Below are 17672 nucleotides of genomic sequence, written 5' to 3' on the forward strand. Positions count from 1 at the left end.
CCGACCGAGTCGATGCCCAGGACCGTCCACGTGATCGGTGCCGGCCTTGCCGGCCTGTCGGCCGCGGTCGAGCTGCAACGTCGCGGGCGCCGCATCGTGCTGCACGACGCGCACGCGCATGCGGGCGGCCGCTGCCGCTCGTGGTTCGACGGGACGCTGAACACGACGCTCGACAGCGGGCTGCACACGGTGTTCGCGGGACAGCCCGCGACACAGCGCTACCTGCGCGCGATCGGCGCGGCCGACCAGCTCGCGGGGCCCGCACTGCCTGAATTTCAGGTCGTCGACGTCGCGTCGCAGCAGCGCTGGACGCTGCGCTTCGGCAACGGGCGCTGGCCGTCGTGGCTGTTCGATGCCGCGTCGCGCGCGCCGGGCACGACGCCGCTCGACTACCTCGCGCTCGCCCCGCTCGCGTTCGCGCGCATGGGCCGCTCACTCGCACAGACGATGCGATGCGACGGCATGCTGTGGGAACGTTGGCTGCGGCCGTATTTCCTCGGTGTGCTGAACGTCGAGCCGCGCCACGCGAGTGCCGAACTCGCGCGCGCGGCGCTGTACGGCACGTTTGCCGCGGGCGGCCCCGGCTGCCGTCCGCTCGTCGCGCGCCACGGCCTCGGCAGCGCCTTCGTCGAACCGGCGCTGCGGATGCTGCAGCACGGCGGCGCGCAGATCCGGCTGAACGCGCGGCTCGATGCGTTCGAATTCGGCGCGCACGGGAATGCGGTCGATGCGATCTCGGTCGGCGGTGAGCGGATCGATCTCGCGCCGGGCGACGCCGTCGTGCTGGCCGTGCCGCCCGAGGTCGCGCAGCCGCTCGTGCCCGAACTTACCGCGCCCGACACGTTCAGCGCGGTCGTGACCGCGTATTTCGCGGTCGAAGCGCCGGCCGGCAATCCGCAGCAGACGTCCGTCGTGAACGGTGTCGTCGATGCGGTGCGCACCGGCGGCGGCCAGCTCGCGGCGACGATCCGCGACGCGGGCCGCTGGCTCGACACGCCACGCGACACGCTCGCGCGGCGCATCTGGGAAGACGTCGCGCGCGTGACCGGCGCGAACCCGGAAACCATTCCCGCGTGGCAGCTCGTCGTCGAGCCGCGCGCGGGCTTTGCGGCGGTGCCGTCGCAGGAAATGAAACGTCCGGCCGTGCGTACGCGCTGGACCAATCTTGTGCTGGCGGGCGACTGGACTGCCACCGGCTTGCCCGCCACGATCGAGGGCGCGATCCGCTCCGGCCAGCTGGCCGCGGACGTGCTCCAGACCCAATAAGAGAGGGACCGATGAACGATCTCACCGAAATGGCTACCCTGTCGGCCGGCGCCGTGCCGGCCGGCGTCGACACGGCCGTCTCGCGCGCGACCGACGCGCTGCTGGCCGCGCAGAACGCGGACGGACACTGGGTCTACGAACTCGAAGCCGATTCGACGATTCCCGCCGAATACGTGCTGCTCGTCCACTATCTCGGCGAGACGCCGAACCTCGAGCTCGAGCGGAAGATCGGCAAGTACCTGCGCCGCATCCAGCAGGCCGACGGCGGCTGGCCGCTGTTCACCGACGGCGCGCCGAACATCAGCGCGAGCGTGAAGGCGTATTTCGCGCTGAAGGTGATCGGCGACGACGAGAACGCCGAGCACATGCAGCGTGCGCGCCGTGCCATTCACGCGATGGGCGGCGCCGAGATGTCGAACGTGTTCACGCGCATCCAGCTCGCGCTGTATGGTGCGATTCCGTGGCGCGCGGTGCCGATGATGCCGGTCGAGATCATGCTGCTGCCGCAGTGGTTCCCGTTCCATCTGTCGAAGGTGTCGTACTGGGCGCGTACCGTGATCGTGCCGCTGCTCGTGCTGAACGCGAAGCGCCCGCTCGCGAAGAACCCGCGCGGCGTGCGCATCGACGAACTGTTCATCGACCCGCCGGTCAACGCAGGGCTGCTGCCGCGCCAGGGTCACCAGAGCCCCGGCTGGTTCGCGTTCTTCCGCGTGGTCGACCATGCGCTGCGCGCAGTCGACGGCCTGTTCCCGAACTACACGCGCGAGCGCGCGATCCGCCAGGCCGTGTCGTTCGTCGACGAGCGCCTGAACGGCGAGGACGGCCTCGGCGCGATCTATCCGGCGATGGCCAACGCGGTGATGATGTACGACGTGCTCGGCTACGCGGAAGATCACCCGAACCGCGCGATCGCGCGCAAGTCGATCGAGAAGCTGCTCGTCGTGCACGACGACGAAGCGTATTGCCAGCCGTGCCTGTCGCCGGTGTGGGATACGTCGCTCGCCGCGCATGCGCTGCTCGAAACGGGCGACGCGCGTGCCGAGGACGCCGCGATCCGCGGCCTCGAGTGGCTGCGCCCGCTGCAGATCCTCGACGTGCGCGGCGACTGGATCTCGCGCCGCCCGCACGTGCGGCCCGGCGGCTGGGCATTCCAGTACGCGAACGCACACTACCCCGACGTCGACGATACGGCGGTGGTCGCGGTGGCGATGGATCGCGCGCAGAAACTCAAGCAGAACGACGCCTATCGCGATTCGATCGCGCGTGCGCGCGAGTGGGTCGTCGGGATGCAGAGCAGCGACGGCGGCTGGGGCGCGTTCGAACCGGAAAACACGCAGTACTACCTGAACAACATCCCGTTCTCGGATCACGGCGCACTGCTCGATCCGCCGACGGCCGACGTGTCGGGCCGCTGCCTGTCGATGCTGTCGCAGCTCGGCGAGACGCCGCTGAACAGCGAGCCGGCGCGCCGTGCGCTCGACTACATGTTGAAGGAGCAGGAGCCGGACGGCAGCTGGTACGGCCGCTGGGGGATGAACTACGTGTACGGCACGTGGACGGCACTGTGCTCGCTGAACGCGGCCGGCCTGACGCCGGACGATCCGCGCATGAAGCGCGGCGCGCAGTGGCTGCTGTCGATCCAGAACAAGGACGGCGGCTGGGGCGAGGACGGCGACAGCTACAAGCTGAACTATCGCGGCTTCGAGCAGGCGCCGAGCACGGCGTCGCAAACCGCGTGGGCGCTGCTCGGCCTGATGGCGGCCGGCGAGGTGAACAACCCGGCGGTGGCGCGCGGCATCGACTACCTGATCGCCAACCAGAACGAAGCGGGCCTGTGGGACGAGGCGCGCTTCACGGCGACGGGCTTCCCGCGCGTGTTCTATCTGCGCTACCACGGCTATCGCAAGTTCTTCCCGCTGTGGGCGCTCGCCCGCTATCGCAACCTGAAGCGCGACAACACGACGCGCGTGACGTTCGGGCTGTAAGCGTGGCGCCGCAACCCACCGGCACGTTGCCCGTCATCGCCGTGACGGGGATGGCATTCGAGGCGCGCATCGCGCGCGGCAATGGCGTCGAAGCCGTCTTTGCCGCGCGGGCCGACCGGCTCGAACGCGCGCTGACCGAGGCGACCGCACGCGGTTGCACGGGCATCGTGAGCTTCGGCACGGCGGGCGGGCTCGCGCCCGACCTCGCGCCCGGCGCACTCGTGATCGCGAACGCTATCGACGGGCCGTTCGGTCGTGTCGAGACCGATACGGGCTGGAGCGCACGGCTCGTCGCCGCGCTGCACGACACGCCCGTCTGGGCGCGCGTCACGCGCGGTACGATCGCGGCCGTTGGCGCCCCGGTCGTCAGCGAAGAGGAAAAGGCGTCGCTGCACCACGCGAAGGGCGCGCTCGCCGTCGATATGGAGTCGCATATCGCGGCGGCCTTCGCGGCCGCGCGCGGCGTGCCGTTCGCGGTGTGCCGCGCGATCGTCGATCCGGCGTGGCGCACGCTGCCGCGCGCGGCGACGGCCGGTTTGCGCGACGACGGCAGTACGGCGATCCTGCCGATCCTGCGCGAGCTGCTGAAGCAGCCGTCGCAGCTCGGCCCGCTGCTGCAGGTCGCCAGCGATGCTCGTGCGGCGCGTACGACCTTGATCCAGGCGCGGCACGCATTCGAGCGTGCCGGCGCGATGCGGATCGCCTGAGCGGCACGCGCCGCTGCGCATTCCCCTCCTCCGCCCTCTTCTTCGCACTCGCAAGAAAACCGCTGCATGACGCGGCACTCTTGACTGCGGATTCAACCCGTCGATGCAGCACACTTGAGGCTGCATAGCAGCAACGAGCGTCAGCGCAGAATTGCAGCGGTGGATCACGTTAAAAATAGTCAGGATGCCGGCTCATATCTCAAAATAAGGCTCTCAGCTCCAGTATCAAAGCCTGACCTCTCAATTCTGTCAGGTATTTATCGAGATGGTTTTTGAGGCTAGCATCCAACGCATTGCTGACAGCGATGCTGTCGAATTCTCTGTGTGGAATCCGAATTTGCGCTTGCCATGAACCCTCATCTCCTTGATGCCTACAATCGGGAATTGCTCTATTTCAACGAGTTGATGGAAGAGTTCGCTCAGGCGCATCCAAAAATTGCGCGTCGGCTGGGCATGCATGCCGGTGAGATTGCCGACCCCTTTGTGGAGCGTCTGGTGCAGGCGGCGAGTTTTACAACCGCTCGGCTGCAATTGAAACTGGATGCCGAATTCCCGCTGCTGACCAGTCGGCTCCTGGAAACTGTCTATCCGAATTACGTCGCCCCGACGCCCTCGATTGCGGTAGCTCGCCTCTATCCTGATGAGCAGGAAGGCAATTTGCTCGAGGGTTTTTGCGTACCGCGTGGCACGGAGTTCACGAGCCGCGTGTCGGATGGCGAACGCACGTCCTGCACGTTTCGTAGCGGTCTGGATGTGATGTTGTATCCGTTGGAGATTGTTTCGGCGAGGCTGACAGGGGTTCCACCGGACATCCCGTCGATAGAGCGTTATAGCGCTGCAGATAAGCCGGTTCGCGGTGCGCTGCGCCTCAGGCTCCGTACCACGGGCGAAGCGCTATTCGATGAGTTGCGCGGCCTGGATCAATTGCCCGTGTATCTGGCAGGTGACGAGCGCGTCGCGTCGCGGCTGTTCGAACTGATCCACGCTGGCGCCGTGGTATCCGTGACTGGGGTGCCGAACCGCTTCGCTGACCCGAATCAATCGCTCGGAATTGTTTCCGATCAGGCGATCGAACACGCGGGTCTGGCTACCGACGAGAGTTTGCTGCCGCTGGCCCGATCGAAGTTTCACGGCCATAACCTGCTGCACGAATATGCGGCGTGTCCCGCGCGCTTCTGGTTTTTCACGCTGGCCGGCCTGAGTGCGGGATTGCGACACGTGAGCGGTCGTGAAGCCGAAATCGTCATACTGCTGGATCGCTTCGACAGTGCATTGGTCGAGCACGTCGACGCATCCCGCTTTGTACTCTTCTGTACACCGGTCATCAACCTGTTTCGTCGTAAGACCGATCCCGCCGAGATCCCGCACATGGGTGCTGAAATTCCGCTGAGACCCGACAGGCAGAACGGCTCGGACTACGAGGTATTCGCGGTAGAAGCATTGCATGGTTTTGTGAGCAAAGGCGTGGCGTCGCTCGAGTTTCGGCCGCTGTACCAGGCGCTGCTGAACGATGAAGCCAATCACGGACGCTACTTCACGACGCGCCGCGAGCATGGAGTGGCGAAGACGTCATATCGTCGCTATGGTGCGCGTGCCACGTACGCAGGTACGGATGTTTTCGCTTTGTTGGTCGATAAAAATGAGCAGTCCTATCCACATCCAATGAAATATCTGTCGGTGGACGCCTGGTTGACGAACTGCGATCTGCCGAGCTTGTTGGAACCCGATGGCATGACGGATCTGACTGTCGGGATCAGTGCGCCGGTAAGGAGCGCGGGACTCATTCGTGCGCCGAGCCCTGCACGTGCGCCGTTTGCCCAACGGGACGCTGCCTGGCGGTTGATCGGCCAGCTGAATCTCGAATACAGCACCTTGGAGGCTCAGGACGGGAGCGGGCTACGCGACATTCTGGCTTTGTTCGCTGCTGCCGATGATGTGCGCTTCCAACGACAGGTCGACAGTCTGCTCCATGTTGATGCGCGCCCCGTGACGAAGAAACTGCCCGGCCAGAGCCAGTTGCGATTCGGTCGAGGTATCGAATGCGTGCTGACCGTGGATGAAACCGGATTTGATGGAATGAGCCCTTATCTCTTTGGGGTGATCCTCGAGCATTACGTGGCACGTCACGTTTCGACACATTCTTTTACTCAGTCTGTGTTGCGCTCGCCGCAGCGCGGCGAGTTGATGCGCTGGCCGGTTCGAACGGGGACGCGCAGCGCACTCTGAATCACGGAGGAAAGCGGTTCATGCAGTCGGTGACACAGAACAACAATCGAGCGCACGAGGGCCAGCACGCATGTTGAGTTTCAAGACGAACCGAACGTTTTCGGTCAGCGGCCCGGCGCTGCCGGAGCTGGAAGGCATCGCGTCGGTGCTGCACCTGAGCGCGATCCGGGGCACCGAGCAGCTCTCCACGCTGTATGCATACGAACTGTGGCTGACGACGCCCGCCGATCCGCTGCTGCCGATCGACCTGCTGGCCAACCTCGATCTCAGGGCGATGCTCGGCAAGGAGCTGACCGTCACGATCCAGCTGGACGGGATGGGAAGCTTTGTCGCGGGGATGGCTGGGCGAGCGGGCGCAGCCAATCTGGGGGCCGGCACGCGAGAAATCAGCGGCGTCGTGACGGCGGCCAGCTACGTGGACCAACTGAATCGGCAGTCGCGTTACCGGGTCGTGCTGGAACCGTGGTTTGCACTGGCGCGGGAGCGCACCGACTACCGCATCTTCCAGCGCAAGGGCGTGCTGGACATTCTGCGCGAGGTGTTCGGTCCGTACCTGTACTCGTTTGAAATGCGGGTCGGCCGGACCTACAAGCATTTGCGCTATCAAGTCCAGTACGGCGAGTCGGATTTCGCGTTTGCCCAGCGGTTGATGGAAGAACACGGCATCACGTGGTTCTTCGAGCATTCGCAAGGTGTGCATCGCTTGGTGCTGGTCGACGGTCCTGGCGCTCACCGGATGGTGGAAAGCGTCGCGTACCAAACGCTCGCGTACTACCCACCGGGCCAGAAGATCGACCGGGAACACGTCGACCGCTTCGAAGCAACGGAGTGTCTGCAGTCGGGCGTCTGGACCACCGACGATTTCGACTTCGAGAAACCGGGCGCGATGCTGACCGCGCAGAACAGCCAGCCGCGCGACACGGCGCACAACCAGCTCGAACGTTACGAGTGGCCGGGCGACTATACCGAAACGGATGACGGTCACGCATTCGCACGCGTGCGAATGGAAGAGATTCACGCACAGGGCGAGCGGGCGAAAGGCGAAGGCAACTTGCGCAACGTGGTGTGCGGCACCACGTTTGCGCTGGCAGGCCATCCGATGGCGAGCGCCAATCGCGAATATCTGGTGATCGCGTCGGAACTCGATGTGAAGGAAACCGGGGAAACGACCGGGTTCTCGGCCTACGCGATTCGCAGCAAGTTTATTGTCCAGCCCTCGACCACGGTATTCCGCCCGCCGCGTACGATCACGAAACCCCGCACGCGCGGCCCGCAGACGGCGATCGTGACCGGTCCGGCAGGCGCGGAGATCTGGACCAACAAGAACGGTGCGGTGACGCTCAAGTTCCACTGGGACCGCTCCGACGTGAAGGACCAGAACTCGTCCTGCTGGGTGCGGGTGTCGTATCCGTGGGCTGGCAGCAACTTCGGTGGCATCCATATTCCGCGGGTGGGCACCGAGGTCATCGTCGATTTCGAGAACGGGGATCCGGATCGACCAATCGTGACGGGGCGCGTCTATAACGCGATGACGATGCCACCGTGGACGCTGCCGGCCCACGCGACGCAAAGCGGGATCCTGACGCGCTCGACCAAAGGCGGCGGATATGGCAACGCCAATGCGATCCGCTTCGAGGACAAAAAAGGCGCGGAGCAGGTCTGGATCCAGGCCGAGCGCAATCTGGATGCGGTGATCGAAGCCGATGAAACCCACGCGGTGGGACATGACCGGACGAAGCAGATCGGCCACGATGAAACCGACCAGATCGGACGTCACTGGACACTGTCGACCGGCGGCTACAAGTTCGAGACGGTGACGCTCGCGTCGGTGAAGAGCGTGGGCATGGGGGCGATGCTCAACGTCGGGATGGCCTACAACGTGAACGTCGGCGGGCTGTACCTGCGCAACGTCGGACTGCACATGGCCAGTACGGTCGGCCAGAGCCGGACCGACCGCGTCGTGCAGGACTGGACGACGGATGTCGGGCACACCTACACGGTGACCGTGCGCGGCAAGGCGGTGGGCGATGCGGTGAGCGCGGATCAGGCGAACCCGATCGAACTGTCACCCGACTTCGCGCCGCAACTGCCCGCGCCGGTATCGAGTTCGAACGCCAACCAGTTGCGCATCGCGGATACGGGTGAAAGCAGCCTGTCAGGTGCGAAGCAGGCGCAACTGACGGGCCCGGGCGGGACGGTAACGATCGACGAGTCCGGCATTCACCTGAAAGGCACGGCCATTTACCTGCAGGCGCCGACGATCAGCATGACGCAAGGCGATGCAGGTGGCCTTGCACCGGTAACCGAAGCCGATTGTGCGGAATGCGCGAAGAAGACCGTCAGCGCGAATCCGGTCGATCTGGCGACGGGGCAGAAAGTGCTGTCGCACACGGACTTTACGTTGCCGGGCCGGGTATCGATTCACTGGAGCCGGAGCTACCGCAGCGCGGACCAGCGTCAAGGCAGTTTGGGTGTCGCATGGAAGCTGCCGTATGCGACCGAAGTGCGTATGAGTTCGGCTGGACTGATCTATTTTGATGCGGACGGGCGGCAGTTGCAGTTTCCGGCGCTGAACCCCGGTGACGAGCACTTCCATCCGATTGAGAAGTTCACGCTGGCGCGTAGTGACGACAACGCTTCGGGCGCGACCTACGTGCTGCGCTTCGGCAACGGTGTCGAAGAACACTATGGTCGTCATCCCGTCGACGAGATCCGGTGGCAGTTGCAGTGCGTCACGACACGCGATGAGCAGAGTCTGACGCTCGGCTATACGGCACAGGGTTGGCTGGAAACGGTTCGCAACAATCGGCATACCGTGCGCTGTGAACTGGATGAGACTGGCCGGATCACGAGCGTATTGCTCGACCAGGGTTTCGGGAATTCGCCGCTGCACCTGACAAGCTATGTCTACGACGAATACGGCGACCTGATCGAAGCCACCGACCGCGAGAACCTGACGTGGCGCTACGGCTACGACCACCATCTGCTGACAACGTACCGCACGCCGGCGGGCGCAACGCACGTCTCGGAGTGGAGCGACGACACGCCGAACGCGTACTGCCTGCGGACCTACGCGTATACCGAAACCGCTGATGGGCAGCGCGCCATCACGCGCGAGACACGCTTCGATTACCTGCCGTCACTGCGTGTGACACGGGTGACGGATGGATTAGGACATACGACCGAATACCACTACAACGGCTTGTGGGCGGTCGAGAAGATCGTGCATCCGGACGGCAGCGTCGAGCAGACGCATTTCGACGAAACAGGGAGCGTGGCGGCCTACACGGATGGCTTGGGCCGCACGACGCGGATGGTGAACGACGCGCGCGGCAACCCGACGTCGATCATCGACCCGGCCGGTCAGATCACGCGCATCGGCTACACCGACCAGAACTTACCGGAACAGATCACCGACCCGGTCGGGCAGGTCTGGCAGCGCGGCTACGATGTGCAAGGCCACCTGACGAGCGAAACCGATCCACTCGGGAATGTGACGGGTTATGCCTACGAGAACGGCTTGCCGGTTGCCCGCACCGATGCGCTGGGCAATGTAACGAAGATGCGATGGGACGACGCGGGGCAACTCGTGGAGCGCACCGATTGCTCCGGGCACACGACGACCTATCAATACGATCAGTTCGGCCAGTTGACCGAGACCACGGACGCGCTGGGCCAGGTCAGCCGCCACAGCGGCAGCCTGTCGGCTCGTATGACGGCGGTGCAGCCGGCCGGCATGGGCTGGTGGAAGGTCGACTACGACGACGCAGGCAGGGCGATCGCGCATACGGATCCGCTCAAGCGCGTGACGCGGGTGGACTGGGACGGATACGGGCAGCGAACGCAAATCGTCGACCCAGCGGAGGGCACGCAGCAGTTCCGCTATGACGCCATTGGCCGCCTGACGAAGCTGACCAATGCGAACCGGGAGGCGACGACGTTCCGCTACGACAGCCGAAACCGGTTGATCGAACAGACCGGCTTCGATGGCCGTCGGCAAAGCTACCGATACAACCCAGCGGGGGAACTGGTCGAGCGCATCGATCACGGCCAGGATGGGCAGATCACTACGCACGTGACGTACGACGTGCTCGGCCGACCGGTGGAGCGACGATCGAGCGACGGCAGTCAAGCCAGCTATCGTTATGACGCGCGCGGGCTGCTCACGCAGGCACAGGCGGTCTCGCCGGGGCGAGCCCCGGTGCAGGTGACTTACGAATACGACGCGGCTGGGCGCCGCACGGCAGAGGTGCAGGCGCATCACGGACGCGTCTGGCGGCTGACGCATGGGGTGGATGCGATCGGGAATCGCGACTGGACGAACGTACCGGACGTCGGTTCGCTGGTGTGGCAGCGCTACGGCTCGGGACATGTGCATGGTGTCCTGCTGGATGAGCATCCACTGGCGAGCTTCGAGCGGGATGGACTGCATCGCGAGATCAAGCGCACGCAAGGCCCTGCATCACATCACTTCGGGTATGGCGCGAACGGCTTACTGGCGGCGCATCGCTGGCAGAACCTCGATGAACAGGGGCGGTCGCTGGAGAGGCCACGGCCTTGGCGGGCGTGGGCGTACGACGCGGCAGGCCAGCTGACGACATTGGACGACGCGTGGCGGGACAAGAAGACGTATCGGTACGACGCACTATCCCGGTTGACGCACGTCACAGCGGCAAGTGGCGCGGAAGCGTTTCATTACGATCCGGCGGGCAACCTGCTGGGCGCTGCGCCAAGCCTGAACGACGTGCAGGCGTGGAAGGCGAGTGGCGATCGCTTGCTGCGGTTTGCGCCGCAGGCGCGCCCGGATCGCCCGGTGGATTTTACGTACGACGGGCACGGCAACCGTATTGGGCGGACGGTGCCGTTACCGCCGACGCCGGAACTGACGGCGGCAGAGCAGCGCAGCCAGCGCGGGACGGACAACCTGCTACGTGTGATGGAAGTACTGACGGGGACGCCGAAATACGAGGAGCCGACAGAAGAGCCGGAGGTGACGCGGTATCGGTACGACGGCAGCCATCAACTCGTTGCAATCGAGCACGCGGACGGCACGAGAAGCGAGTACGAATACGACGCGCTCGGTCGGCGGGTAGCGAAGCACCACACACCGGCAGGCGGCTCGGGACAGACGACGCTGTTCATGTGGGACGGTGACTGGATGATGCAGGAGGTGCGGACGGGGCGAACGTCACATGAGGACAACGCCGTGACATACGTGCCGCATCCGGATCATGAAGGCCCGTTGACGCGGCTGGCGGATGGGCAGGCGTGGCATTACGTGACGGATCACCTGGGGACGCCGCAGGAACTGTACGACGAACAGCGCGAAGTGGTGTGGGCAGCGGATCTGAGCGCGTATGGACGGACGGCCCGGAGGCTGGCACATGCCGTTGACAATCCGATACGGTTTCCGGGGCAGTACTACGATAAGGAATCAGGGCTGCACTACAACCGGTTCCGGTACTACGATCCTCTGGTGGGGCGGTATATCAATCAGGATCTGATTGGGTTTGATGGTGGGATCAATTTTTACAGTTATGCATACAACGCACCTAACATTGCTTACGACCCAAAAGGCCTATTTGTTCCCTTGATTTCTGCTGCGGCATTTTTGGGAAGAGGCGTGCTGGGTGGGGTTGTGGAAATTAGCATGCAGGGGGCGAAACAAATATTTTGGCAAATGAAAGGCAATTGGGTTGATGGGCGTCCATTGACCGATATTGACTGGGATTGCGTAAAGATTGATTGGTCTGATGTAGGTGTTTCGGCTGCGGTCGGGACAGTGGCGCCTGGTTTAGGCGCAACCAGAAAGAGTGTGACTGGATCCGTAAAGGCCATCAAAAATCTATCGGGTCAGGCGGCTAATACAGCAAATCGTGCTGCAAAATTGAAATCTCGAATAGATATAAAAAAGGCGTCAATCAAGCGAGAATTGATTGTGCAGGGGGCGTGGCAGGGAGTGAAGCAAGGTGGGAAGTGTGTTTTTGGTGAGGAGAAAAAGTGCGAAGAGTAGATAGGACTTGGCTTTACATTTTATTCTTTATTCCGCTTGCGTTATTTTATGAGCCATTGAAGAAATATCTGGGCGGAGGTGTGTTATTTTTTGTGTGCTCCGTGATTTATCTGTGTGTCTGTTCTGCTTTGGCTATTTTTTTTGGAAAACCCCGAGGGGGCAAATAGTGTCATGCTTTTCAAGAAGTGAAATTGGAAAATTATTTTTGAGGTGTCCCTGAATGCCAGCTTCCGTCGCAACTCTCGGAACATTGACCACCCATGGCGGCGTAGTCACGTCAGCCAGCGCGGGCGTCGCGATCAACGGACGTCCCGCAGCATGCGTAGGCGATTCCGTGTCGTGTCCATTGCATGGCCCGGGTGTCATTACCAAAGGCGGTTTCGGCACGATCAACGGCCGTCAAATTGCTCATCATGGCAGTGACACGAGTTGCGGTGGAACGCTGATCGTGTCCGATGGTGGTCCTACGGTTTGACCTTATTTACGTTGAGCGTGATGAGTCGAATTTTGAATTCACCCGAGCATGACCCAGTCCAGTAGCCCGCCCAAGATCGTATCGGCTCGATGCGCGCTCGCACCATCGCGACAACCGAACGGTATCTTTCTCTCTGGCAAGAGTACAAGGCAGCGACCCAACTCGCGCCGTAGTCGTCCATTGGGACCGCTTTCGCCGCCCGAGGACGAGCAGACGAGGCTGGCTCCGGTACTTGGCCACCGTAATGCCTTGCTGGAGGCGAGCAGGGTGCTGCTTCGAGCGTTTGTGGATATGCCGGAGCTAATCGGCATCGGTCATGACGAACGCTTGCGCGACCTGTTGATGGACGAAGTTCGCGTGTTCGAGCGCCTATGTGTGCGGGCCAACGTCCGCAACGAACACATGATCGGCGCACGATATTGCCTATGTACGGCGCTGGACGAGGCCGCAATGCGTGTACTTGCGTCGCGGGGTGATACGTCGGGGAGTGCCGCATGGGCTGCCGGAGCGCTGACTCAGCGTATTGGAGAAGACAATCAGGGCGGGTCGAAGATCTACGCGCTGTCGCTGCGTTTGTTGAAAGACGACGCCGATCACTGGCCATTGCTCGAAGTGATCTACCGGATTTTCAGCCTGGGGTTTGAAGGTCGGTATCCACATGGCAGGACGTTTGGCGTGCACGACCGCGTACGAGAGCGAATTTACAACGCGATTGCCGTGTATCTGCCACCTGTTCCAGACGCGCTCTCACCTCATGCGCAATCTAACGTAACGATTCGACAAACATTCCATTTCGAAATCCCGGTGTGGATGTCGATGGCCTTGCTGTCAGTGACGCTCTGCGCGCTGTATGCCTTCTGCCGTATCGAGTTGGGCGCGCAAGCGGACGACTTGCAGCGACAACTCTTGAGCATTGCGCGTATAGCGACGACAGGTAGCGCGATCGATCCACCGAGGGCCAGTTCGGCACGGTAGTGCGAGTTGGACGCCATTCACCGTACACATGAAGAAGATTCTCTCGTTTCTACGCTCGCGTTATCTATGGGCAGTCGTGACGGTGATCGTTGTTGCTGCCGTGATCTGGTTTGCGGGCCCGCTGGTGAGTCTCGGTGGGTTGAACCCGTGCGCATCGATCGGCATTCGGTTGACTTTGATCGCCGTGATTCTTGCTGCATGGGTCCTGTGGCTGATCGACTGGTCGACGGGCATCGTGATCGTCGCGCTGCTTTGTCTCGCGATCTGGCATGCCTTTCCACTCATGACGTTGGCTGGCAAGTCGCTGTTTGCGTCCGTGATAGTTCGCATTCTGGCAATGGCCGGCGTTGTACTCGTGTATGCCGTTTCGATGTTGGTTCGATGGTGGAGGCGCATGCGCCGGCATCCGAGTCACCTCAGGCGTTTGCTTCGACTCGGTAAGCGTAGCGCCCTGCCGCTAGCCGCATCGCGTCTGGCAGAGATCGAAGACATGGCCCGCGCAGCGGTCAAGCAGTTGAAAGCCCGGCGTGAGGGTGCCTGCGGGCTGGTGCGGCTGTTTCGAGGGCCAGCGTATCTCTACGATGTGCCGTGGTATGCCGTGCTGGGCTCGAAGGGTTCGGGCAAGACCACGGCGCTGTTAAACGCGGGCCTGGCTTTTCCGCTCGACGCACAACTTCAACATTCGCTCGCGCCCGATGACGCCAGGGCTTTGCCGGGTTGGAGGTTGACCAATGACGCGGTGCTGATTGATACGCCGGGCCACTACGTCCGGCACGGCACGTCGCGCTACCCGCTGACGGTGGAACCGCTGGATACGTCGAATGAAGGAAAACTGGATCAGCGACCGACCGACATAAGCACTGTTCGCGAGCAGGCTGATGCCGCGGAATGGAAAGGATTCCTTCGGTTGCTTCGCCTTATCCGGCCCCGCGTGCCGCTGAATGGCGTGCTGTTGACGATCAATGTCGCTGCCTTGATGCATGCGGATTCCAACGTACGCGCAACCGAGAGCCGCGCATTGCGGACACGTCTCGAGGAGATGCAAGCCAAGTTCGGAACCGGATTTCCCGTCTGGCTGATTGTCACGAAGATAGACCGGCTGCCGGGCTTCACGGACTATTTCGCATCGCTCGGGGAGCCGGAGCGTGCGCAGATATGGGGCGTGACGTTGCGGCCCGACTCGGAGGCGTGGACGGACGAGGCGATCAGGGCAGAACTGAACCTGCTGGCCACGTGTCTTGCCGACGGCGTAAGTGGCCTGCTTCGCAACGAAACCGATGTGGCCCGTCGTCGCCGTCTGGCGATGCTGCCAGAAGCGTTTTCGGCACTCAGGAACCCGTTGGTCGACCTGATCGGACAAGTGTTCGCCAGGGGCGATAACGGTGCACGGGCGGTACCATATGCAATGTTCCGAGGTGTTTATCTGACGAGCGCAAGTCAGACCGGCCGGCAGATCGTCGCGGATCGTCAAACGCTGTTGCAACGCATGATCGGCGCAGCCGGTGCGCAGTCGAATACCCGGCGACGGGAGTCTAGCGAAACCAGCTACTTCCTGCGCGATCTGTTGTTTGCGATCGTATTTCGCGAGGGACATCTCGCATGCCCGAACCGGAACCGGGAGCATCGTGCGAGATTGCAGCGGTGGCTGGGACACTCGCTCGTGTGGCTGATCGGCGTGGGGTTGAGCGCGAATCTTTGGAATAGCTTCGTTGCGGAACGGACATCCCTGACCACGCTGGGACAAAAGGCACGCTCATTGACTGGTTTGCTTGCACGAAGTGACCTTGCCGCTAGTCCTGAGCGTGTGCCGATGGTGTTGGACAGTGCAAACGAATTGTTGCGCGACACGACACGTCTCGTCGCCGATCCCGATATCGCGTTTCGTTTCGGATCGGACCGCCTCGATATGATCGAATCCGACTGTCGTCACGTGTACGAGTCTCTGTCGGAGCAGGTTGTGTTGCCGCAAATCGTCTACCGGATGGAGGACGTGATCAAAGATGCTGTGGCGAGTGGTGATGCCAAATCCGCTTACGATGCATTGCGCGTGTACTTGATGCTCTATGACAGGGCAAGGCTCACCCCGAATGACGTCAAGACGTGGGTACTGGAGGATTGGGCACGTCACGACAGTGCAGCGATGTTCGGTGGGCGTGCTGCCATGATCGGTCATGTGCAGCGGATGCTTTCTGAAGGACATGTCGTGCAGTCGCCACTGTCCCGTAACGAAGGACTGATCCAGCAGGCGCGTGCATTTCTCGATGGCAGCAATCCAACCGATCGTCTTTACCAGCGCGCGAAAGCGGCGATGTTGAAAGACGCGCCCGACGAGTTTTCGCTGCTGCGCGTGGTTGGGCCACAGGCAGGCATGATATTTACGCGAGCCAGCGGGGTGCCGCTGTCCATCGGCGTGCCAGGACTCTTTACGCTGGAGGGGTATCGGGCGATGTTCGACAAACGCTTGCCGGAGTTTCTTCAAAAGGCAAGTGACGATGATGCTTGGGTAATGGGGCGTCGGACGTTGGGTAGTTCCCCAGAAAATTCGGCTAGCGCGTTGAACGTATCGAGTCGAGGTGAGGACGCGTTGTCGATGGCAATCAGACGTCAGTACCTGACGGAGTATGCCCAACAATGGGATGCGTTTCTTGACGACATTCGTGTCGTGAGCGGAACGAGTCTTGCCTTTAACTTGAAGGTGCTACGGACTTTCGCTGCACCTGATTCACCGCTGATTCGTCTTGTGCGGGCGGCGGTCAATGAAACGACGTTGACGCAGTCGATGGAGAGATCAGATGGCTCCTTTCTGGAAAAGGCGACTGACGCGGTCAACCAAAAAGCCGAGAAGATACTGGGGCCTCGTGCGTCGGAGCAGATTGAACGCGAATTGGTCGATAACCATTTCGCGGCGCTGCGTGAAGTGGTGACGGGTCATGCCGATGCGCTGTCGGATACGCGGTTGTCCAGGACTCCGGCGGACAAAACCGGTCTGGATGGCGTCACCGATTTGTTGAACGACTACCACAAAACGCTCACGATTTCCGACAATGCGCTGTTGAACAACAGCATGCCGCCGGAAAGCGAGAATGCTGCAAAGCTCAAGATGACGGCTGACACGATGCCTGCGCCGTTCCGGGCAGTCTTGCGTCAACTCGCTGTCGACGGTTCACGTGGCGTGAATCAGGGTATCGGCCAGCTACTGTCGCGGCAGATGCAGGCGGCAGTCGGAGACGCCTGTCGAATGACGATCGAGGGAAACTATCCGTTTTCGCCCGATAGCAAGCGCGACGTCAGCATTGACGATTTCACTCGGGTGTTTGCGCAGGGTGGCGTGATCGATGACTTCTTCACGAAAACACTTGCACCGTTCGTCGACACGGCCGCGAAGCCGTGGCGCTATCGGACGCTGCCGGGCGCGACCGAACCCGTGCAGGGGCCGGACCTCGAGCCATTCGAGCACGCGAAGGCGATCCGCGACATTTTCTTCAACGATCCTGATCGTCAGCAGCCGAGCTGGAAGGCCGACATCCGAATTCCTGAACTCGACCCGACGATCATGAGCCTGTCGCTCGACATCGACGGACAGATGACGCTCTACCGACATGGCCCGGTTGCGCCTTTCACGGTCACATGGCCGGGACCGCGTGGTGGTGTCCATGCTCAGATCACTGCGAGCCCGCGCGTTCGTCCGGACACTTCGACGATCGCAACGGACGGGCCGTGGGCGCTGATGCGGTTGCTCCGGAAAGGTCGTGTGGTCGAGGCGGCCACACCGGGCCGCATGCGAGTCGCGTTCAGTTTTGACGGCCGAGAAGCAGCACTCGACATTACGAGCGACGGAAGTGTCGCGAATCCGCTGACAAGCGATGTGCTGAAGACGTTCCGCTGTCCGAGCACGATGCCTATGTTCAATCTACCGGACAGTGGCCCTCCGGTGGGGCTGCCGCGCGGTTCGATTCCGGTCGTTCAGAAAGGGGAGCGCGCTGCGATGGCTTCAACAACAGCTTCGTTGGCAAGCCAAAGGTAAT

The 17672-nt window shown here is 62.3% G+C and carries 8 protein-coding genes; all 8 read left to right on the forward strand.

Annotated elements, in window-relative coordinates; all coding sequences use genetic code 11:
* The first annotated feature begins 12 nt into the window (after nucleotides 1-12).
* The 8 genes from hpnE (at nucleotide 13) to tssM (ending at nucleotide 17671) form a co-directional block, all read left to right on the forward strand.
* The gene (hpnE, locus tag LGN17_RS13105; RefSeq protein ID WP_226197185.1) at nucleotides 13-1266 is read left to right on the forward strand and encodes a hydroxysqualene dehydroxylase HpnE; all 1254 of its coding nucleotides are present in this window, start codon (nucleotides 13-15) and stop codon (nucleotides 1264-1266) included.
* A gap of 11 nt (nucleotides 1267-1277) precedes the next feature.
* Nucleotides 1278-3251, forward strand: a complete 1974-nt coding sequence (gene shc / locus LGN17_RS13110) for a squalene--hopene cyclase (protein WP_226197186.1) — start codon at nucleotides 1278-1280, stop codon at nucleotides 3249-3251.
* A gap of 50 nt (nucleotides 3252-3301) precedes the next feature.
* Nucleotides 3302-3958 carry a phosphorylase gene (locus LGN17_RS13115; RefSeq protein WP_264165939.1) on the forward strand — a complete coding sequence of 219 codons (657 nt, stop codon included), beginning with the start codon at nucleotides 3302-3304 and terminating at the stop codon, nucleotides 3956-3958.
* A 348-nt stretch (nucleotides 3959-4306) separates the two neighbouring features.
* A complete protein-coding gene (gene tssF / locus LGN17_RS13120; protein ID WP_226197501.1) occupies nucleotides 4307-6184 on the forward strand; it encodes a type VI secretion system baseplate subunit TssF in 1878 nt (625 codons plus the stop codon).
* Nucleotides 6185-6254: 70 nt separating this feature from the next.
* A complete protein-coding gene (tssI, locus tag LGN17_RS13125; RefSeq protein ID WP_226197188.1) occupies nucleotides 6255-12197 on the forward strand; it encodes a type VI secretion system tip protein TssI/VgrG in 5943 nt (1980 codons plus the stop codon).
* A gap of 220 nt (nucleotides 12198-12417) precedes the next feature.
* Complete coding sequence (locus tag LGN17_RS13130; RefSeq protein ID WP_175959881.1) at nucleotides 12418-12672, forward strand: PAAR domain-containing protein; 255 nt, start codon at nucleotides 12418-12420, stop codon at nucleotides 12670-12672.
* 267 nt (nucleotides 12673-12939) lie between these two features.
* A complete protein-coding gene (icmH, locus tag LGN17_RS13135; RefSeq protein WP_319000823.1) occupies nucleotides 12940-13647 on the forward strand; it encodes a type IVB secretion system protein IcmH/DotU in 708 nt (235 codons plus the stop codon).
* Between the two features lie 28 nt (nucleotides 13648-13675).
* The gene (gene tssM, locus LGN17_RS13140) at nucleotides 13676-17671 is read left to right on the forward strand and encodes a type VI secretion system membrane subunit TssM (protein ID WP_226197190.1); all 3996 of its coding nucleotides are present in this window, start codon (nucleotides 13676-13678) and stop codon (nucleotides 17669-17671) included.
* The last annotated feature ends 1 nt before the right edge of the window (nucleotide 17672 follow it).

It is taken from the genome of Burkholderia sp. AU30280, assembly GCF_020420125.1.
Lineage (GTDB): Bacteria > Pseudomonadota > Gammaproteobacteria > Burkholderiales > Burkholderiaceae > Burkholderia.

Excerpts from the sequence above, each read along its gene's own strand:
- shc (WP_226197186.1), top strand. The coding sequence starts at position 1,278 with ATGAACGATCTCACCGAAATGGCTACCCTGTCGGCCGGCGCCGTGCCG.
- hpnE (WP_226197185.1), top strand. The coding sequence starts at position 13 with ATGCCCAGGACCGTCCACGTGATCGGTGCCGGCCTTGCCGGCCTGTCG.
- LGN17_RS13115 (WP_264165939.1), top strand. The coding sequence starts at position 3,302 with ATGGCATTCGAGGCGCGCATCGCGCGCGGCAATGGCGTCGAAGCCGTC.
- LGN17_RS13130 (WP_175959881.1), top strand. The coding sequence starts at position 12,418 with ATGCCAGCTTCCGTCGCAACTCTCGGAACATTGACCACCCATGGCGGC.
- tssI (WP_226197188.1), top strand. The coding sequence starts at position 6,255 with ATGTTGAGTTTCAAGACGAACCGAACGTTTTCGGTCAGCGGCCCGGCG.
- tssM (WP_226197190.1), top strand. The coding sequence starts at position 13,676 with ATGAAGAAGATTCTCTCGTTTCTACGCTCGCGTTATCTATGGGCAGTC.
- tssF (WP_226197501.1), top strand. The coding sequence starts at position 4,307 with ATGAACCCTCATCTCCTTGATGCCTACAATCGGGAATTGCTCTATTTC.